We start from the raw sequence: 19,165 nt of genomic DNA, 5'->3' as shown, positions 1-19,165 counted from the left end.
CGGCCTTACTGCAGCTGCGTGTGCACGGCGTTGCGTGCGGATTGGTCGATGTTGACGCCGACGCGGCTCTGAATATCCGTCGCCAGGGCCTGGAACAGGTCCTGCGCCACGTCGTTCGCCGCCTGGTCGCGCAGCAGGTCACGCAGCTGCGCATTGCCTTCGGCGTCGGGGTCGGCGGTCAGGATCGCATCCAGTTGGACAAGCACAACGGAACCGATCAGCGGCACCACCTTCGCGTCGCCCTCGTCCATGTCGAAGACCGCAGGCAGCAGGCCCGGGGGCAGGTCCTGGACGTTGGCGGTGCGCGTCAGGTCGGTGTCGGTGCGCGGATCAAGCTCGAGCGCGGCAAATGTCTGGCCTTCGCGCAACCGGTTGGCCAGCTCCTCAGCCTGGGCGGCCAAAGCGTCGGTGGTCTGCTGGCGTTCCCAGCCGGTGCGCACACGGTCGCGCACCTCGTCCAGCGGGTAGGGGGCGGGGGGCAGAATCTCGTCGATGCGCAGGGCAAAGACGCCGCCGTCGCCCAGCTCCTCGATCTGCGGGAAATCCTCGGTCGTGGCGCTGCGGACCTCGTCGCGGAAGGCGTCGTAGCCCGCGATGCCGTCCTGTGTCCCGGCGGTCCAGTCGATTTGCCCCAGCTCCAGGTCGGTTTCCTGCGCCAGATCCTCGAGCGTGGCGCCGCCCGCCATCAGGTTTTCGTAGCTTTCGGCCTGGGTTTCGATCACGCGGCGGGCGCGGTCCAGCGCCAGTTCGTCGCGCAGTGCCGACTCGGCCTCTTCGAACGGGGTGGATTGCGCGGGCAGCACGCCGTTCACGCGGAAAAGCGCAGGCCCCAGCGGGCTTTCCAGCGGGCCCACGACCTCTCCGGTTTCGGCGGCAAAAACCGCGTCGCCCGCCGCCCCCAAGGCAGGTTGCGTCATGTCGCCCATGTCGACATCGGCGAGGCTGAGACCGCGCAGCGCGACCAGCGTCTCAAACGTCGCCTCCTCGGCGGCGATCTGCTCCTGCGCGGCCTGCGCCGCGGCATCATCGGCAAAGACCAGACGTTCGACCAGCCGCCGTTCGGGCAGGTTGAATTCGCCCGACCGGTCCTCATACGCCTGTTGCAGGGCCTCGGGGTCCACCTCGACCGAGTCGAGGATCATCTCGGGCGTGATCCAGGCATAGGTGACCTTGCGGGTTTCAGGGCGGGTGTAGCTGTCAATGTTGGCGTCGTAATAGGCCTGAAGATCGGCGTCGGAGGGGCTGGGTATGCCGGTGTCGAGGCCCGTGTTCTCGATCAGCGCCCAGGTGAAGGTCCGGCGTTCCCCGGCGTAGTCGAGCAGCGTGTTCACATAGGTGTCGGGCATGCCGTTGCCGGCCAGCACGGCGCCCTGCAGCAGGGTGCGGGCGGATTCGGAGCGCAGGTCATCCTCGAACTCGGCCTCGGACAGCCCGGCGTTCTGCAGGGCAAAGCGGTAGGCCTCGCGATCGAAATTGCCGTCCGGCCCCTGAAAGGCCGAAATCTGGCCAAGCTCGCGCGCCACTGTCTGGTCTCCGACGGAGAGGCCCAGGTTCTCGGCCTCCACATCCAGGGCGTGGGCGGTGACAAGCTGCGCCAGGGCGCGCTGGTCCAGACCCGACTGCAGGGCCTGGGCAACGGTCACCGGTTCCCCGGTCTGGGCCTGCTGGGCGCGGATTTCGTTCTGCAGGGTGCGGGCATATTGTTCGATCGGGATGGGCTTGCCGCCGACATCGCCGATGGTGCGCACCGTGCCCGACAGGTTCGTGGCGCCAAAGCCCGCGAGCCCGATGATCAGCAGGCCGACGATGATCATGCCGAAGGTTTTGGAAAGACTGCCCGATCTGCGTGCCATGCCCGAATGGTTCCCTGCCGTGATGCCTGTTCAGGTGTCGTGTCTACGCGCCCGCCGCAGGCGTCGCAAGGGGCCAGTCAAGTGCGGCCAGACGGTCAAAGAGCGTGGCGATCCCGGCGCGGTCGATATTGGCAAAGGCAATGCGGAACTGGCGCTGGCCCGCGGGGTCGGTCGCGGGCATAAACATGGTGCCGGGCAGGGCGAGAATGCCCGCCTCCCGCACCAGTTTCGGGGCCAGCGTGGCAGAACTTTCCGCAAACGGATGCTGCAGGTAGGCGAAATAGGCGCCGTTGCCCATGAGCCGCCAGCCCCTGGTTGCCAGGGTCGGCATGTGATCCTCGATCGCGGCGCGGCGGTCGAGGATTTCGTCCCGTTCGCCTGCGAGCCACTGGCCCATGTTCCGCAGCCCCCAAAGTGCTGCGCGCTGGCCCAGCTGCGGCGGGCAGATCGCGACGGTGTCGAGGAATTTTTCGACCTCGGCCAGTAGGGGGGCATCGGCGATCACCGCGCCGACACGGTGGCCGGTCAGCCGGTAGGCCTTGGAAAAGCTGTAAAGCGGCACCAGCGTTTGCGCCCAGTCGGGTGTTTGCAGCAGGTCATGGGTGGGCGCGGGGCGGCTGTCGAAGTCGCGGTAGGTTTCATCGAGGATCAGCCGGATCCCGGTCTCTTGCGCCAGAGCGAGGAAGGCGCGCAGGGTGGCGGCGGGATATTCGACGCCGCCGGGGTTGTTGGGGCTGACCAGAGCGATGGCGCGGGTGCGCGGAGTGATCAGGGTGCGGGCGGCGTCGGCATCGGGGATCAGGTCCGCGCCCGTGGGCAGCGCCACGGCGCTGACACCCCCCATGTCGAGCCACATTTTGTGATTGAAGTACCAAGGGGTTGGAAGGATGACGTCATCCCCTTCGGTACAGAGCGCGGTGATCACCGCGGCAAAGGCCTGATTGCAGCCCGAGGTGATGGCGACCTGATCGGCGCTCACCGGCGCGCCGTAATGCGCCGACCATGCGCTGGCCAGCGCGTCGCGCAGGGCGGGCAGGCCCAGGACGGGGCCGTAAAGATGCGTGGCGGGATCGTTCAGCGCGTCGGCCATCGCTGCGCGGAGCGGCGCTGGGGGCGGTTCCACCGGCGCGGCCTGGCTGACGTTGATCAGCGGCCGGTCGGGCGGAAAGGTGACGCCGTCAAGCCAGCGGCGGGCCTCCATCACCGGGGGCGGGAAGGTGCTGGCGGTGCGTGTTGTCATGAGTCTGGTCTTTCGTTCGGGGCGGATCGAGGGGCCGGCCCCTCGAGCACCCCGGAGTATTTTGCCAAGAAGAAGCAGGCGGTGTGGCGCAGGCTATCAGCGCCTGCGCGCGGGGGAAAGCTGTCAGGCTTGCAGCGCGTCGAATTCGGCGCGCGCGGCGCGGATGCTGGCGTGGTGGTGATCCGCCCAATGCATCAGCGCTCCGACGGGGGCCAGCGCCGATTGGCCCAGCGCAGTCAGGGTGTATTCGACCGACGGCGGTTTCGTCGGGAAAACCGTGCGTGTCACCAGCCCGTCGCGTTCAAGCTGACGCAGGGTCTGGGTCAGCATGCGTTTGGAGATGTCGCCGACAGAGCGTTGCAGCGCCGAAAATCGGCGCGGGCCGGGCACGAGGGCGACGAGGATCAGCAGGGTCCATTTCTGCCCGATCCGGTCGAGCACATCGCGGATCGGACAGTCGGCGCTGTCTTCTGGTGTACCGGTATAGGCGGCGATGCGGTGGACGACGTCGGCCACGTCGGCAGGCATCGCATCTGCGCCGTGGTTACCCGGATGTGCCCAAGACATGAATTGGTGCCTCCTTACGCCGGTGAGATGGTCGGTCTAGATAAGAGACCATACTCCGATTCAAGACGGAGTTGAACGGAAACCGACTGAACAGGAGACGATGATGAGCGATGCAGTGAAATACATGGTGACCGGGGCCTCGGGGCAGCTGGGGGCGCTGGTGATCGACGGCCTGCTGGCCCGGGTGCCCGCAGGCGAGATCGGCGCGCTTGTGCGCCGGGCGGAGGCGGCGGCGGCACTGGAAGCGAAGGGCGTGATGGTGCGGGTGGCCGATTACGGTGACAGGGCGGCGCTGGAGGCCGCGTTCGCGGGCGTGGCGCGGCTGTTGCTGGTGTCCTCCAACGAGATCGGCCAGCGCGCGGTGCAGCATGCCAACGCGATCGCGGCGGCCGAGGCGGCGGGCGTGGGTTTTGTCGCCTATACCTCGATCCTGAAGGCCGACACCTCGCCGCTGACGGTGCTGCCGGGCGAACATCTGGACACCGAAACGGCGCTGGCGGCGTCGGGGCTGGACTATGCGGTGCTGCGCAACGGCTGGTACACGGAGAATTACGCGGCCTCGATTCCAGCGGCGCTGGCGCAGGGGGCGCTGATCGGCGCGGCGGGCGCAGGGCGGATTTCAAGCGCGGCGCGCCGGGATTATGCGGATGCGGCGGTGGCGGTTCTGACCGGCGATCTGCCCGCGCGCGGGACGGTGTATGAGCTGGCCGGGGACACGAGCTATACCCTGTCGGAGTTTGCCGAGGCGTTGGCAGAGGTGTCGGGGCAGCCGGTGGCCTACCGCGACCTGGGCGAGGCCGGGTTCGAGCAGGCGTTGATCGGGGCGGGACTGCCCGGGCCGGTGGCGCGGATGCTGGCGGACAGCGATGCCGGGGCGGCGCAGGGCGGATTGTTCAGCGAGGACCGGACGCTGTCGCGGCTGATCGGGCGGGCGAGCACGCCCCCGCAAGACGTGATCCGCGCGGCGCTGTGATCCGGCGGGCGGGCCGCTGCGGATGCGGTGGTGGCCCGCCCAGCGACGGTGGCGCGACGAAAACCGGCGTACCAGAGCGGCGGGGGAGGTCACGGTCAGGTCGATGACGCAGAGCGCCGGACCGCAAGTTATTCGTCGCCGCGATACGGCTTGACGTATTGCAGCGCCATGTCCCACGGAAAGAAAATCCAGGTGTCCTGGCTTACCTCGGTGATGAAGGTATCGACCATCGGCCGGCCCTTGGGCTTGGCATAGACCGTCGCCACATGTGCGTTCGGCATGTGCTTGCGCACCACTTCCAGCGTACGGCCGGTATCCACCAGGTCGTCGACGATCAGCACGCCGGTGCCGTCGCCCACCACATCCATATCCGGCGATTTGATCACCTTGGGTTCAGACTGTGTCTGGTGGTTGTAGGATTTGACCGAAATCGTATCCACCGTGCGGATATCCAGCTCGCGCGCCACGATCATCGCCGGGGCCATGCCGCCGCGGGTGATCGCCACGACCGCCTTCCACGCGCCGCCGTCGGGCCCGTGGCCCTGCAGCCGCCAGGCCAGCGCGCGCGCATCGCGGTGCAGCTGGTCCCAGCTGACGTGGAAGCCTTTTTCGTGGGGCAGAAGATCGGACATGAGGCAGGCTCCTTGCTTTGGCGGGGCGTCGGCGGCGGGCGCGGTCAGCTCTTGGTGATGTCGGGGGCGTCCACCGCCTTCATGCCGACGACGTGGTAGCCCGCGTCGACGTGGTGGGTTTCGCCGGTCACGCCGCTGCCCAGATCCGACAGCAGGTAAAGCGCCGATTTGCCGACGTCGTCGATGGTCACGTTGCGGCGCAGCGGCGAGTTGTATTCGTTCCACTTCATGATGTAGCGGAAATCGCCGATGCCGGAGGCGGCGAGCGTCTTGATCGGGCCGGCGGAGATGGCGTTGACGCGGATGTTGTCCTTGCCCAGATCCTCGGCCAAGTAGCGCACCGACGCCTCGAGCGCGGCCTTGGCCACGCCCATCACGTTGTAATGCGGCATGATCCTTTCGGCGCCGTAGTAGGTCAACGTCAGGGACGATCCGCCGTTCGTCATCATCTTTTCGGCGCGCTGCATGATCGCGGTGAAGCTGTAGACCGAGATGTCCATGGTCATGGTGAAATTGGTGCGGCTGGTGTCGACGTAACGGCCGCGCAGCTCGCTCTTGTCGGAAAAGCCGATGGCGTGCACGACGAAATCCAGGCTGTCCCAGCGTTCACGCAGCCCGTCGAACAGCGCGTCCATCGACGCCTCGTCACCTACGTCGCAGGGCAGCACGATGTCCGATCCCAAGGAGGCGGCCAGCGGCGCGACCCGCTTTTTCAGCGCCTCGCCCTGATAGGAAAACGCAAGCTCGGCCCCGGCATCGCCCAGCGCCTTGGCAATGCCCCAGGCGATGGACTTGTCGTTGGCAAGGCCCATGATCAGACCGCGCTTGCCCGCCATCAGTGAATTTGACATCTTCGAACTCCAGCCGACATAGATTGCTTGTCCTTTAGGCGATCGGTCTGGCCCCATCAAGGGCAGAGCGGCCCGCAAGCCGGGGCAGGGGCGCAAAACCGGGTAGGGAAAGGAACGGCGGATGAGCGACCGCACAGGCATCTTTGCAGGCGACGATCCCTTCGACATCGCACGGCGCTGGCTAAGCGAGGCGGAAGCGTCCGAGCCCAACGACCCCAACGCCATCGCCATCGCGTCGGTCGATGCAGACGGCCTGCCCAACGTGCGCATGGTGCTGCTGAAGGAGATCGAACCGGCGGCCTTTGTCTTTTACACCAATTACGACAGCGCCAAGGGGCAGGAATTGCAGGCCTCGGGCAAGGCGGCCTTTGTGATGCACTGGAAAAGCCTGCGGCGGCAGGTACGGGTGCGCGGGCTTGTCAGCCGCGAGGACGGGCCACAGGCGGATGCCTATTACCGGTCGCGGTCGCTCAAGAGCCGACTGGGCGCATGGGCGTCGGACCAGTCGCGCCCGCTAGACAGCCGCGCGACGCTGATGGCCAAGGTGGCGCGGGTCACGGTGCAGCAGGGCCCCGATCCGGAGCGTCCGCCATTCTGGGGCGGCTTTCGGATCACCCCGCTGGAGATCGAATTCTGGGCCGACGGTCAGTTCCGGCTGCACGACCGGTTCGTCTGGCGGCGGCAAAAGACCGCCGATGATTGGTCCGTGACACGCCTGAATCCCTGACATTCACGTGACGTGAACTGCGGTGATACCAAAAATAACAGGGCAATTATGCTTGCATTGCCCCGCCGGGATGTCGCAAGACAAGTGTGGGGATAAAATTAGTGGAAACACTGTTGGCACATGATGACACAGAGGCGCAGCGCGTTCTGGGCAAGGTGAAGTGGTTCGATCCGGTCAAGGGCTTCGGTTTCGTGATCGCTGACGAAGGCGGACCGGATATCCTGCTGCATGCAAACGTTTTGCGAAACTTCGGGCAAAGCTCCGTTGCCGATCAGGCGCGGATCGAAGTGGTCGTTCAGCGCACCGAACGCGGCGTGCAGGCGACCGAGGTGGTGAGAATCGAGCCGCCAGAGGGCACCAGCCAATTGCCGCTGGCAGATTTCGAGGAGATCGATCCCGAGATCATCCAGAATGCGGCCCTTGAACCTGCGCGGGTCAAGTGGTTCGATAAGGCAAAGGGGTTCGGTTTTGCCAACGTGTTCGGCAGCAATGACGATGTGTTCGTGCACGTCGAGGTGCTGCGCCGGTCGGGGCTGTCGGATCTGCAACCGGGCGAGGCGCTGGCCATTCGGGTGATCGAGGGCAAGCGCGGGCGCATGGCCACCGAGGTGAATGCATGGGAAACCGCCGTCCATTTGGACAACTGACCGCGCTCCTGACCGTATGGATGCTGTTTCTGGGCACCGCTGTCGCGGCCCAGCAGGCCTGCCGCGTGGATACGATCTACCTGCGTGGCGATTTCGGCACCGCCCGGTTCTCCGTGGACGTGGCCGATGACGCCGCTGAGCGCGGACAGGGCCTGATGTTCGTGGAAAAGATGGCGCGGGCGCAGGGCATGCTTTTCGTCTACGAGAGTCCGCAGTCGGTGGCTTTCTGGATGAAGAACACGCTGATCCCGCTCGACATGATCTTTGCCGATGCGCGCGGCGTGGTGCAGCGGGTGCATGCCAATGCGGTGCCCGGCGATCTGACGGCGATCCCCGGCGGTGACGGCATTCAGTACGTGCTCGAGATCAATGGCGGGCTGGCAAGCCAGCTTGGCATTGAGGCGGGGGCGGAAATGCGGCATCCGTCGATCCCCGCCGACAATTCCGCATGGCCCTGCGATCCTGCGTGAGTTTTGTCTTTTCAAAGCGCGGGCAGGCGGCTACATGCAGCCACAGTTCGGGGCGTAGCGCAGCCTGGTAGCGCGACGGTTTTGGGTACCGTAGGTCGTAGGTTCGAATCCTGCCGCCCCGACCACTGACAGACCCTTTCCCCGACAACTCCTATTCGAAAAAGCCGCGCGGTTTCTGAGCCGGGCAGAGCCGGTCAGAGAATCGCTGCGCCCCGGTGCGAGTCGCGATCACCGTCCCTGCAGCCACGAGATGTGGTGTTCCGCTGGGTCAGCGCACCATTCATGTTGTGTTTTTTCGACACCACCAAGACGACAGCCCCGGCGCGGAGATGGATCCGGGCAGCTTCGCGCAGTTCATCAACACCTGTGCATAAGTCGTCCCGATGTTTTGGTTTCTAGGGGTTTTTCAGGCCTGTCCCGCGCAGCGGCCATGTGGATGAATCGCATGCGCCGCTCAGGGCTCTGCCGCCTGGATCAAGGTCAATCGAAAAGATTGCGATTTTATCTTAAAAATTCGTTGACCGACGCCCCGAAAATACGTCAGGTTGTGCGGGCTGGTCAGCTACGCACAAGATGTAGTGTCGACGGGCATGGGACGGACACCACAACCTGCAATAGGGAAAACATGTCGGCGGTCGCTTCGGCGGGCCCCCGGGTGGGTGTGTGCGTCTGAAAATATGGGCGCGGAGGCCGGACAACGGCCCGCTGGGTAACACTGCTGTAGAGAATGGGGCGGCGACAATGAAAATTGAAAGAAACTTCACCAAGGCGGGGCGCGATGCCTACGCGGATATTGATTTCGTGACCACCGTGTCGGAAATCCGCAATCCCGATGGCACCATTGTCTTCAAGCTCGACAATGTCGAAGTGCCCGCCCAGTGGAGCCAGGTCGCCAGCGACGTCATCGCACAGAAATACTTCCGCAAGGCCGGCGTGCCCGTGGAAACCAAGCGCGTCGCGGAGGAAGGCGTGCCCGAATTCCTGTGGCGGTCGGTTCCGGCCTCCAAGGACACCGAAATGACCGGCGAGACCTCGTCAAAGCAGGTCTTTGACCGTCTGGCCGGTGCCTGGGCCTACTGGGGCTGGAAGGGTGGCTATTTCACCACCGAAGAGGACGCCCGCGCCTATTACGATGAAATGCGCCACATGCTCGCCACCCAGCGCGCCGCCCCCAACAGCCCGCAGTGGTTCAACACCGGCCTGCACTGGGCCTACGGCATCGACGGCCCGAGCCAGGGCCACTACTACGTCGACTACAAGACCGGCAAGCTGACCAAGTCCAAATCCGCCTACGAACACCCCCAGCCGCATGCCTGCTTTATCCAGTCGGTCGCTGACGACCTGGTGGGCGATGGCGGCATCATGGATCTCTGGGTGCGCGAGGCGCGGCTGTTCAAATACGGCTCCGGCACCGGCACAAACTTCTCGTCCCTGCGTGCCGCGAACGAGCCGCTGTCGGGCGGCGGCAAGTCGTCGGGCCTGATGGGCTTTCTCAAGATCGGTGACCGCGCTGCGGGTGCGATCAAGTCCGGCGGCACCACCCGCCGCGCCGCCAAGATGGTGATCTGCGACGCCGACCACCCCGATATCGAGGAATTCATCAACTGGAAGGTTAAGGAAGAGCAGAAGGTCGCCAGCATTGTCGCGGGCTCCAAGATGCACGAGCAGAAGCTCAATCTGATCTTCGCCGCGATCCGGTCGTGGGACGGCGCCGTAGAGGATGCCTATGACCCCAAGGCCAACGAGAGCCTCAAGCAGGCGATCCGCGAAGCCAAAAAGGTCCAGATTCCCGAAACATACGTCAAGCGCGTGCTGGATTACGCCAAGCAGGGCTATGGCTCGATCGAATTCCCGACCTATGACACCGACTGGGATTCCGAGGCCTACGCATCCGTTTCCGGCCAGAACTCCAACAACTCCATCCGGGTCACCGACGCCTTCCTCAAGGCCGTCAAGGACGATGCCGACTGGGAACTGATCCGCCGCACCGACGGCAAGGTTGCCAAGGTCATCAAGGCGCGCAGCCTGTGGGAAGACGTGGGCCACGCGGCCTGGGCCTGTGCCGATCCGGGCATCCAGTTCCACGACACCGTGAACGACTGGCACACCTGCCCCGAAGACGGCGCGATCCGCGGCTCGAACCCGTGTTCGGAGTACATGTTCCTTGACGATACCGCCTGTAACCTCGCGTCGATGAACCTGCTGACCTTCCTCAAGGACGGCAAGTTCCAGTCCGAGGATTACATGCACGCCACGCGCCTCTGGACGCTGACGCTGGAAATCTCGGTCACCATGGCGCAGTTCCCGTCCAAGGAAATCGCGCAGCTGAGCTATGACTTCCGCACGCTGGGTCTGGGCTATGCCAACATCGGCGGCCTGCTGATGAACATGGGCTTTTCCTACGACAGCGACGAAGGCCGCGCGCTCTGTGGTGCGCTGACCGCGATCATGACCGGCGTGGCCTATGCCACCAGCGCCGAGATTTCCGGCGAACTGGGCGCTTTCGACGGCTATGCCCGGAACAAGGCGCACATGCTGCGTGTCATCCGCAACCACCGCAACGCCGCTTACGGGGCGACCACGGGCTATGACAAGCTGGCCACCAAGCCGGTGCCGCTGGACCACGCCCATTGCCCCGACGCGACGCTGGTGGAACTGGCGATGTCGTCCTGGGACGAGGCGCTGCGCCTGGGCGAACTGCACGGATACCGCAACGCGCAGACGTCCGTGATCGCGCCCACCGGCACCATCGGTTTGGTGATGGATTGTGACACCACCGGGATCGAGCCCGACTTTGCCCTGGTGAAGTTCAAGAAGCTCGCCGGCGGCGGGTATTTCAAGATCATCAACCGCTCGGTGCCGGCGGCGCTGGAAAAGCTCGGCTACTCCTCAAGCCAGATCGAAGAGATCGTCAGCTACGCGGTCGGTCACGGCTCCATCGGCAACGCGCCGGGGATCAACCACACCTCGCTCATCGGGCACGGCTTTGGTCCGGCGCAGATCGAAAAGATCGAAGGCGCGCTGGCCTCGGCCTTCGATATCCGGTTCGTCTTCAACCAGTGGACCCTGGGCGAAGAGTTCTGCCGCGAGGTTCTGGGCATTCCCGCCGACAAGCTCAACGATCCGAGCTTTGATCTGCTGCGCCACCTGGGCTTTACCCGCGCCGATATCGACGCGGCCAACGACCACGTCTGCGGGACCATGACCCTTGAAGGCGCGCCGCATCTTAAGGTGCAGCACTACCCGATCTTCGATTGCGCCAACCCCTGCGGCAAGAAGGGCAAGCGCTACCTGGGCGTGAACAGCCACATCTACATGATGGCGGCGGCACAGTCCTTCATCTCGGGCGCGATCTCCAAGACGATCAACATGCCCAACGATGCCACGATCGAGGATTGCCAGAAGGCCTATGAACTCAGCTGGTCGCTGGGGGTGAAGGCGAACGCGCTCTATCGCGACGGCTCCAAGCTCAGCCAACCGCTGGCATCGGCACTGGTCGAGGATGACGACGAGGCGGCAGAAATCCTTGAAAGCGGATCGCTTCAGGAAAAGGCGGCTGTGCTGGCCGAAAAGGTGGTCGAAAAGATCGTCATCAAGGAGGTCGAAAAGGCCACCGCGCGGGCCAAGATGCCCGAGCGCCGCAAGGGCTATACCCAGAAGGCCATCGTCGGCGGGCACAAGGTGTATCTGCGCACCGGCGAATACCAGGACGGCTCCCTGGGCGAGATCTTCATCGACATGCACAAGGAAGGCGCGGGCTTCCGGGCGATGATGAACAACTTTGCCATCGCCGTCAGCGTCGGCCTGCAGTACGGCGTGCCGCTCGAGGAGTTCGTGGATGCCTTCACCTTCACCAAGTTCGAACCGGCGGGCATGGTGCAGGGCAACGACAGCATCAAGAACGCCACGTCGATCCTGGATTACATCTTCCGCGAACTGGCGGTGTCCTACCTCGACCGGACCGATCTGGCCCATGTGAAGCCCGAAGGCGCAAGCTTTGACGATCTGGGCCGCGGCGAAGAGGAAGGCGTGTCCAACGTCAAGGAGCTGAGTGAAACTGCTGCCTCCAAGTCTCTGGAAGTGCTGAAACAAATCAGCTCCAGCGGATACCTGCGCAAGCGGTTCCCGCAGGAACTGGTGGTGTTGCAGGGTGGCCAGTCGGGCGACATCAGCCTGTCGGGTCTCGATGCGAGCGGCGTGCTGAGCACGCTGGTCCCCCAGGCGGCCACGGGAGGGTCCACCGCCGCGGTGCAGATGACCACGACGACGACCACCCGCACCAGCGCCAGCGGTGCCGCGATCACGGCGGCCACCAAGGCCAAGATGCAGGGCTATGAGGGCGAGGCCTGCGGCGAATGCGGCAACTACACGCTGGTCCGCAACGGCACCTGCATGAAGTGCAACACCTGCGGCGGCACGAGCGGCTGCAGCTAAGCGACACGCGCCCCGGCGAGGGGGCGCGAGGGGACCGGGCTTCGGCTTGGGTCAAGGCTTGGTCCCCGACGAGATCGGATTGCGCGACAGGTTCGGGCAGTTGACGACCAAAGGGGCGCGACGCCGCAGAAAACCGTGTTTTCCGCATTGTCGCGCGCCACTGCACACGGGGCCGGTGCGCTGGCCTCTGACGCGGATAGGGCCGCAGGCAGAAAACAACGGGCGGTGTAAAAAGTGAGCCCTATCAGCGAACCTGAACAGGGCCCCCTCGGGGGCCCTTTTTTCACGTAATGGGTTAGGTTGCGAGTTTAAGGCCTTGATGTAAAAATAAAATGTATGAACACCTCTTTCCTCTGGCTTGGAATCAAGCCGCCCATGGCGCAGCGCCAAGCCAGAGCGGCAGACCCCGGCCCGACGCCCTGAGCTGGCTACTCCCGCACCTCACCTACGACCTCGCGCAGCCGCGCTCGCGCCCGCGACAGGCGCGACATCACCGTGCCCTTGGGCAGCTTCAGGTGTCGGGCCAGCGCGGCGGGGCTGGTTTCCCCGGCGGCGACCATGCGCAGCAGCAGCCCGTCCACCGGCGGCAGGGTGTCGATGGCGCGCAGCACCTCGGCACAAAGGCACGCCTCGGACGCATCGCCGATCTGCGGTTCGGGCGCATCGTCAAGCGGGGCCTCGCGGCGCGCCTGGCGCGCGTTGGCGGTGCGGGCGTGACGCAGCGAGGTCATGACATAGCGCAGCGGCTTGTCGATGGTCCGGCCCCGGCTGTCCTGCTCCAGCAGGCCCAGGAGCGCGGTTTGCAGCAGATCCTCGGCCTCGGCCCGCGACGCGGCAAGGCGCCGGGCGCGGGCGCGCAAAAGGGGCAGGGCGTCTAGCAGGCTGCGGGTGTCCATGCGGCAAAGGTGACCTGCGCGTGACCCCCTGAAAAGATGGGGAAAATCCGCCTATGCCCGTCCCGCCCCCTTTTTCGGCGGAGCTTTGCCCGAAGCAGGCGGGCGCTTCGGCGGAACCGCGCAGGTTGCACGCGGCGCCGGGATGCGACCGGGCGTTGCCGCCTCTTACTGGGGGAAGGCCGCGATACCGCGCCTTTGCAACCGATAAGGAGAACCACATGACCACTTCCAAGCTTTCCCTGCTCAGCCTGACGCTGGCGACCGCACCGGCGCTGGCCTTCGCGGCCAGCCACGCCGAGATGGACACCAGCGGCGACGGGATGCTCTCGGTCGAAGAGGTGCAGGCCGCACTGCCCGAGGTCAGCACCGACATGTTCATGGAAATGGATACGGATGGCGACGGGCTTCTCAGTGAAGAGGAGGTCGCAGCCGCGACCGACGCGGGCATGCTGCCGATGAGCGACGGCTGACCGCAACCGGTCGACGGCGCACCCCTGTCCCCGGGGTGCGCCACCCGAATGTCAGGATTTGGCGATATACCGGTCGCGGCGGTGGTTGACGGTGATGATCACGTTCAGGATCACCGCGCCCAGCAGCGACCAGCCCACCACATCGGCCGGAAAAAGCAGCAGCGCCAGCGCAAAGACCACCGCGTCGAACATCAGCTGCGTGTTGCCGGCCTTGAGCACGCCGCGGTCCTGCAGCCACAGCGCCACGATCCCCACACCGCCCAGTGTCGCGCCGTGCCGGAACAGCGACAAGAGCCCCATCCCGGCCAGGATGCCGAAGAGCGCCGCACCCATCCCCGGATGCAGATCCCCGATGGTCAGCGCCAGCGGCATCAGTTCCGCCATCACCGACATCAGCGTCACCGCGATGAAGTTCTTGATCGTGAACCGCCAGCCCAGCTGGTGAATCGCCAGGAAATAGAACGGCAGGTTCATCACGAAGAAGACCACGCCAAAGGGCCAGCCGGTGGGATAGGTGGTGATCAGCGCCAGCCCGGCGATCTGCCCGGTAAACAGCTCGGACGCCCGCAGGAACTGGATCGACAGCGCCACAAGCGTCGTGCCGATCAGGATGCCCTGGATGTCTTCGGCCAGGGTGTGACGGTCGGGCGGAGGGGTGTCGAGCAACAGCATGGGTCAGCAATTATGACATACCGCGCGACTGTCAAGCCAAAGCGGCCCCGGCGGTCGCCTTCATCGCGGCCCACGGGGCGGATCCGCCCGGAAATCGGGCAGGCCGGGCGCGCCGGGGATTGATTTTGCCCCGTGTCCCGCGCTTTCTAGGGATGCGGCACCAAGGCAGGGGGGACGAGACATGAAGATCGCAACCATGGCGACCGGCGGCATCGGCGGCTATCTGGCGGTGAAACTGACCGAGGCCGGACACGAGGTCGCAACCATTGCCCGCGGCGCGCATCTGGACGCGATCCGGCAGGCCGGCCTGACGCTCGATGCGCCCGACGGCAGCGCCACGGTGCACCCCTGGAAGGCAACGGACGATCCGGCCGAGGTCGGGCCGGTCGATGCGATCATCTTTGGCGTAAAGGGCGACACGCTCGAGTCGGCAGCCGAAGCCTGCCGCCCGATGCTGGGCCCCGAGACTGTGGTGGTGCCCTTCCTCAACGGGGTGGAGGCCGCGACGCGGCTGTGCGCGGTGCTGCCCGAAGACCACGTGGCCAACGGTGTGGCGCAGATTTCCACCACCATCGCCGGGCCGGGCGTGATCCGGCAGACCGGCGGTTTTGCCCGTTTCGTCTTTGCCGAACGCGACAGCCGCCGGTCGGCCCGGATCGACGCGCTGCGCAGCGCGATCTCGGGCGCGGGCGCCTCGGCCCCGGAAACGGCGGATATCGACGTGGCCCTGTGGCAGAAATTCGTGCTTTTTTCCGCCATGTCGGGGGTCACGGCAGCGGGCCGCTGCACCATCGGCGACATCGTCGCGCATGCGCCGCTGGGGGGGCTGTTCCGCGCGGTCGTGGCGGAAACCGCGGCCATCGGACGCGCGCGGGGCGTGGCGCTGCCCGACGACTGGGAGGATCAGGTTTGGACCACGGTCGAGGGGTTTCCGCCGGGCATGCGCGCCTCGACCGCGATCGACGTGGAGCATGGCCGCCCGCTCGAGATCGAATGGGTGTCTGGCGCGGCGGTGCGGCTAGGCCGGGAAAGCGGCGTGCTGACACCGATGAATTCGGCCCTGTACGCGCTTCTTCTGCCTTTCAAGAACGGCGGTTAAGCGGCTGTTTTCAGGTCTATAAACGCAATCCGTCAAACCAGAAGCACCGCGATCCGCCGCATCTTGCGCATCAAGAGCAGCGCCGCGCCGGACATCACGAACATTCCCAGCGCCAGCGGCAGCGGCGTGCCGTCAAAGGCCAGCCCCACCGGCGCGCCGATCACCACCCCGATCACCGTGGCCACCGCGCCGATGATGCTGGCGGCCATGCCCGCGATATGGCCCATCGGCTCCATCGCGATGGCGTTGAGGTTGCCGATGGTCATGCCCGCCTGGAAGAACACCGACGCCTGCCAGACCACGAAGGCGGCGAAATAGACCGGCGGCACGGGCCAGAAAAGCGTGATCAGCACCATCCCCGCCGACAGGCCGACCTGTGCTGTCAACATCGCGCTCACCAGCACCTGCATGCCCAGCCGTTCGACGAGCGCGGCGTTGAGAAAGCTGGCCGAGCTTGACACCAGCGCGATGCCGCCGAACCACAGCGGGAAGGTGGCGGCGCGGTCGAACGTCGCCTCGAAGATCTGCTGGGTCGTCGACAGCACGCCAAAGAGCATGGCAAAGCACAGCGATTGCACCATCATCGACAGCCGCACCACCGGATGCCGGAACATGTCCTGTACCGCGGACCAGAGCGCCCGGGCGCGGAACGGGCGGCGGTCGGGCAGGGGCAGCGTTTCGGGCAGGCGCAGGGCGAACCACAGGCTTGCGATCAGCGCGAAAAGGACGAAGGCCAGGAACACCGCGCGCCAGCCCGCAAGCGCGATGATCACCGCCCCCAGCGACGGCGCCAGCGCGGGCACGAGGGTGAAGACGATCATCACGAAGGACATGATCTTGGCCATACCGCGGCCCGCGTAAAGGTCGCGGATGATCGCCAGCGCGACGACCCGCGGGCCTGCCGCGCCCAGTCCCATCACCACCCGGCTGGCCAGCAGCACCTCGAGGCTTTGCGCACGGCCCCCGACGATGGCGCCGACGACATAAAGCGCAGCCCCCGCCAGCAGCACCGGCTTGCGGCCAAAGCTGTCCGACAAAGGGCCGGTAAAGAAGGTGCCCAGCCCCATGCCCAGCACAAAGCTTGTGATGATCAGCTGCGCGCTGTTGGGTTCGTCTGGCGACAGCGCCTGCGCGATCTGCGGCAGGGCGGGCAGCATGGCGTCGATGGAAAAGGCGATGGTCGCGAACAGCATCGCCATGAGGGCCACAAATTCCGTGCGGCGCGGCAGGGCAGGCATCGGCACTCTTTCAAATGGCAAGGATGCCGAAATAGCACGAAATGCGCGCTGCCGCTAGAAAGCTGTAGGGGCCTAGCCCTCTGCTGCGGTCGTCAGTTCGCGGATCACCTTGAGCCAAAGCTCGGGCGGCTGTGCGCCGGGCACCGCGTGCTGGCCGTCGACGATGAAGGTCGGAACCGAATTGATGCCCATCTCGCGCGCGGCGCTGTCGCGGTCGCGAATGTTCTGCACGTCGGCGTCAGAGGCGAGCAACCGCAGAATGACCGACGCATCAAGCCCGCTGCCGTCGGCGATGTCGCCCAGAACCTCGTGGTCCGAGATATCGCGCCCGTCGTGAAAATAGGCCCGGAAAAGCGCCATGACCGTGGCCGTCTGCACGCCCTCGATCCCGGCCCAGTGGATCAGGCGGTGCGCGTCCAGCGTGTTGGGGGTGCGGCTGATGCCTTCGAGGTTCAGCTCCAGCCCCGCCGCCTTGGCATGTTCGCTGACCGGCATGTAGGCTTTGACCGCCGCCTCCTTGCCGCCGAACTTGCCTTCGAGATAGGCGCGCCGGTCCATGCCCGCCACGGGCATGTCGGGGTTGAGTTGGAAGGGATGCCACTCGATGGTGAAGGGATGGTCCGGCACCTCGGCCAGCGCACGATCAAGATTGGTCTTGCCGATATAGCACCACGGGCAGATCGGGTCGGACATGATGTCGAGTTTCACCATCGAAAATACCTTTCTTGCAACGCCATTTCCCTTCCTAGCAGGCCGGTCCGGGGAATGCACCTGCCGGTTTTTCCAGCGATGCGCCGGTGGGCTTGGCTAACGCGCTACTCGAGGTCAGCCCCTTTCGAGAAAAGCGGTTGCAGCCCACGCCGCAGCAGCTTGCCGTTGGGGTTCTTGGGCAGCGTGTCGAGGTGGCGGAAGAACCGCGGCTGCTTGTAGCGGGCGAGGCGTTCGGCGCACCAGCGCTGCAGTTCATCTTCGGACAGCGCGGCCGGGCCGGTATAGAAGGCGGCGATGAGGCGGACATCCTGCTTAACCTCCACATCCGTCACGCCGGCCTCGAAGATGCCGGGATGGGCGAGCAGCGCCGCCTCGACCTCGATCGGAGAGACGCGGTAGCCGCCCGCGTTCATCATGTCGTCGGCGCGACCCAGAAAGGTGATCGCTCCGTCCGCATCCATCCGGCCCTGATCGCCCGTCACGAACCAGTCGCCGCGGAACCGCTCGGCGGTGTCGCCCTCGGCGCCGATGTAGCCGCGCATCAGGCCGGGGTCGTCGCGGTGCACGGCGATGGTGCCGGGTTCATCACAAGGCACCGGCGTGCCGTCGGCATCGACAATGGCCACGCGACGGCCCTCCTGCGGGCGGCCCAGGGTGCCGGGTGGCGCGGGGCGGTCGGGCGCGGCAGAGATGAAGGTGGAACATTCCGACATGCCATACGCCTCGAAGATCGGCGTGCCGGTGGCGTCTTCCCACGCCGCGCGGATCGGATCAGACAGCTTTTCACCCGCCGACAGCCCATGGCGGAGGCGGGGCAGCGGCGGCAGCGCGGCCTTGAGCAGGTTGCGGTAAACGCCTGGGGCGGCGGCGAACAGGCTGGCCTCGTGCCGCTTCAATAGAAGCGGCAGTTGCCCATGAGACACCTCTGCCGCGGGAATGAGCGCGGTCGCACCCACCGTCCAGGGATCCATCAGCCCGGTGCCCAGCGTGTAGGTCCAGTTGAAGGCCCCGGCATGCAGCAGCCGGTCGTCGGGGCCCAGCCCGTACCAGCCGTCGATCATCATCTGCCGCGCCCAGATCGCCCGGTGCGCATGACCCACGGCGCGCGGTCCGCCCGAGGTGCCGGAGGTGTAGATGACATAGGCCAGCCGGTCGGGATCGCCCATGGCGTAATCGGCGGGCGGCAGGTCGCGCCAGGCCTTCATCGTCGTCAGATCGTGGACCGGCAGCGCGGTGTCGGGGCAGGGCACCGCCGGGTCGCGCAGGAGGGCGGCGGGGCGCAGGCTCTTCAGCATCGCCGCGACCTCGGGCGCGGTCAGTTGCGACGAGGTCGGCACCGGGACCAGACCCGCGGCGATGGCGCCCAGATAGGCGACGGGGAAATCGACCGTATTGCCCAGCCGCATCAGCACGATGTCGCCGGGGGTCAGCCCGCTTTGCAGCAGCCCCGTCGCGGTGCCCCGCACCGCCGCCTCGAGCCGGGCAAAGCTCCAGCGTTCGGCGCGTGTGGGGTGCAGCACCGCAAGCGCGATCTTGTCGGGGGTGTCGGCGGCACGGCGCAGCACATGCGCGGCCATGTTGAAAGGCTGCGGGCAGGGGGCAAAGGGCCCGTGATCGAAGATCGAAAGCATGCATGCGGGGTAAGCCTGCGGCGGCGTTGTTGCAAGCCCCCCAAGGTGGGCCTA

General features: G+C 65.8%; 17 protein-coding genes, 1 tRNA gene and 1 pseudogene. 8 read left to right on the top strand and 11 right to left on the bottom strand.

What is annotated here, in order from left to right; genetic code table 11:
• Positions 1-5 precede the first annotated feature (5 nt).
• The 4 genes and pseudogenes from ACOXXX_RS02070 to ACOXXX_RS02055 form a co-directional block, all read right to left on the bottom strand.
• A complete protein-coding gene (locus ACOXXX_RS02070) occupies positions 6-1,067 on the bottom strand; it encodes a peptidyl-prolyl cis-trans isomerase (RefSeq protein WP_422824952.1) in 1,062 nt (353 codons plus the stop codon).
• A 327-nt stretch (positions 1,068-1,394) separates the two neighbouring features.
• Positions 1,395-1,853: pseudogene (locus ACOXXX_RS02065) on the bottom strand (SurA N-terminal domain-containing protein); the annotation flags it as partial.
• 43 nt (positions 1,854-1,896) lie between these two features.
• On the bottom strand, positions 1,897-3,093 hold the full coding sequence (locus tag ACOXXX_RS02060) for an aminotransferase (RefSeq protein ID WP_422824872.1): 1,197 nt from the start codon (positions 3,091-3,093) through the stop codon (positions 1,897-1,899).
• A 123-nt stretch (positions 3,094-3,216) separates the two neighbouring features.
• Positions 3,217-3,660: a winged helix-turn-helix transcriptional regulator gene (locus ACOXXX_RS02055; protein WP_422824871.1), complete on the bottom strand. Its 444-nt coding sequence runs from the start codon at positions 3,658-3,660 to the stop codon at positions 3,217-3,219.
• 103 nt (positions 3,661-3,763) lie between these two features.
• Between ACOXXX_RS02055 and ACOXXX_RS02050 the strand changes: the two genes are divergently transcribed.
• Positions 3,764-4,633, top strand: a complete 870-nt coding sequence (locus ACOXXX_RS02050; RefSeq protein ID WP_422824870.1) for an NAD(P)H-binding protein — start codon at positions 3,764-3,766, stop codon at positions 4,631-4,633.
• A 128-nt stretch (positions 4,634-4,761) separates the two neighbouring features.
• Here ACOXXX_RS02050 and gpt read toward each other — a convergent pair whose 3' ends face one another.
• Entirely contained in the window at positions 4,762-5,265 is a 504-nt protein-coding gene (gene gpt, locus ACOXXX_RS02045) for a xanthine phosphoribosyltransferase (RefSeq protein ID WP_422824869.1), read from the bottom strand.
• Between the two features lie 44 nt (positions 5,266-5,309).
• Complete coding sequence (gene fabI, locus ACOXXX_RS02040) at positions 5,310-6,116, bottom strand: enoyl-ACP reductase FabI (RefSeq protein WP_422824868.1); 807 nt, start codon at positions 6,114-6,116, stop codon at positions 5,310-5,312.
• A gap of 121 nt (positions 6,117-6,237) precedes the next feature.
• On the opposite strand from fabI, the gene pdxH reads away from it, so the two are divergent.
• The 5 genes from pdxH to ACOXXX_RS02015 all read left to right on the top strand — a co-directional run bounded on the left by pdxH (position 6,238) and on the right by ACOXXX_RS02015 (position 12,394).
• The gene (gene pdxH / locus ACOXXX_RS02035) at positions 6,238-6,843 is read left to right on the top strand and encodes a pyridoxamine 5'-phosphate oxidase (RefSeq protein WP_422824867.1); all 606 of its coding nucleotides are present in this window, start codon (positions 6,238-6,240) and stop codon (positions 6,841-6,843) included.
• A gap of 113 nt (positions 6,844-6,956) precedes the next feature.
• On the top strand, positions 6,957-7,490 hold the full coding sequence (locus ACOXXX_RS02030) for a cold-shock protein (RefSeq protein WP_422824866.1): 534 nt from the start codon (positions 6,957-6,959) through the stop codon (positions 7,488-7,490).
• Positions 7,460-7,960, top strand: a complete 501-nt coding sequence (locus ACOXXX_RS02025; protein ID WP_422824865.1) for a DUF192 domain-containing protein — start codon at positions 7,460-7,462, stop codon at positions 7,958-7,960. Before ACOXXX_RS02030 ends, ACOXXX_RS02025 begins: the two co-directional genes overlap by 31 nt.
• A 48-nt stretch (positions 7,961-8,008) precedes the next feature.
• Positions 8,009-8,085 (top strand) — tRNA-Pro (locus ACOXXX_RS02020).
• A gap of 616 nt (positions 8,086-8,701) precedes the next feature.
• Positions 8,702-12,394: a vitamin B12-dependent ribonucleotide reductase gene (locus ACOXXX_RS02015; RefSeq protein WP_422824864.1), complete on the top strand. Its 3,693-nt coding sequence runs from the start codon at positions 8,702-8,704 to the stop codon at positions 12,392-12,394.
• Positions 12,395-12,822: 428 nt separating this feature from the next.
• Here the strand turns inward: ACOXXX_RS02015 and ACOXXX_RS02010 are convergent, their stop codons facing one another.
• Complete coding sequence (locus ACOXXX_RS02010) at positions 12,823-13,290, bottom strand: sigma-70 family RNA polymerase sigma factor (protein ID WP_422824863.1); 468 nt, start codon at positions 13,288-13,290, stop codon at positions 12,823-12,825.
• 218 nt (positions 13,291-13,508) lie between these two features.
• On the opposite strand from ACOXXX_RS02010, the gene ACOXXX_RS02005 reads away from it, so the two are divergent.
• A complete protein-coding gene (locus ACOXXX_RS02005) occupies positions 13,509-13,760 on the top strand; it encodes a hypothetical protein (RefSeq protein ID WP_422824862.1) in 252 nt (83 codons plus the stop codon).
• A gap of 51 nt (positions 13,761-13,811) precedes the next feature.
• Here ACOXXX_RS02005 and ACOXXX_RS02000 read toward each other — a convergent pair whose 3' ends face one another.
• Entirely contained in the window at positions 13,812-14,432 is a 621-nt protein-coding gene (locus ACOXXX_RS02000) for a YitT family protein (RefSeq protein WP_422824861.1), read from the bottom strand.
• 181 nt (positions 14,433-14,613) lie between these two features.
• Between ACOXXX_RS02000 and ACOXXX_RS01995 the strand changes: the two genes are divergently transcribed.
• Positions 14,614-15,531, top strand: a complete 918-nt coding sequence (locus ACOXXX_RS01995; protein ID WP_422824860.1) for a ketopantoate reductase family protein — start codon at positions 14,614-14,616, stop codon at positions 15,529-15,531.
• A 32-nt stretch (positions 15,532-15,563) separates the two neighbouring features.
• Here the strand turns inward: ACOXXX_RS01995 and ACOXXX_RS01990 are convergent, their stop codons facing one another.
• The 3 genes from ACOXXX_RS01990 to ACOXXX_RS01980 form a co-directional block, all read right to left on the bottom strand.
• Positions 15,564-16,769: a multidrug effflux MFS transporter gene (locus ACOXXX_RS01990; RefSeq protein ID WP_422824859.1), complete on the bottom strand. Its 1,206-nt coding sequence runs from the start codon at positions 16,767-16,769 to the stop codon at positions 15,564-15,566.
• A 72-nt stretch (positions 16,770-16,841) separates the two neighbouring features.
• Complete coding sequence (locus tag ACOXXX_RS01985) at positions 16,842-17,480, bottom strand: DsbA family oxidoreductase (protein WP_422824858.1); 639 nt, start codon at positions 17,478-17,480, stop codon at positions 16,842-16,844.
• 104 nt (positions 17,481-17,584) lie between these two features.
• Positions 17,585-19,111, bottom strand: a complete 1,527-nt coding sequence (locus tag ACOXXX_RS01980; RefSeq protein ID WP_422824857.1) for a class I adenylate-forming enzyme family protein — start codon at positions 19,109-19,111, stop codon at positions 17,585-17,587.
• Between the last annotated feature and the right edge of the window lie 54 nt (positions 19,112-19,165).

Source organism: Thalassococcus sp. BH17M4-6, from assembly GCF_049323015.1.
GTDB lineage: Bacteria > Pseudomonadota > Alphaproteobacteria > Rhodobacterales > Rhodobacteraceae > Puniceibacterium.
This window is presented reverse-complemented; position numbering and strand designations above follow the sequence as displayed.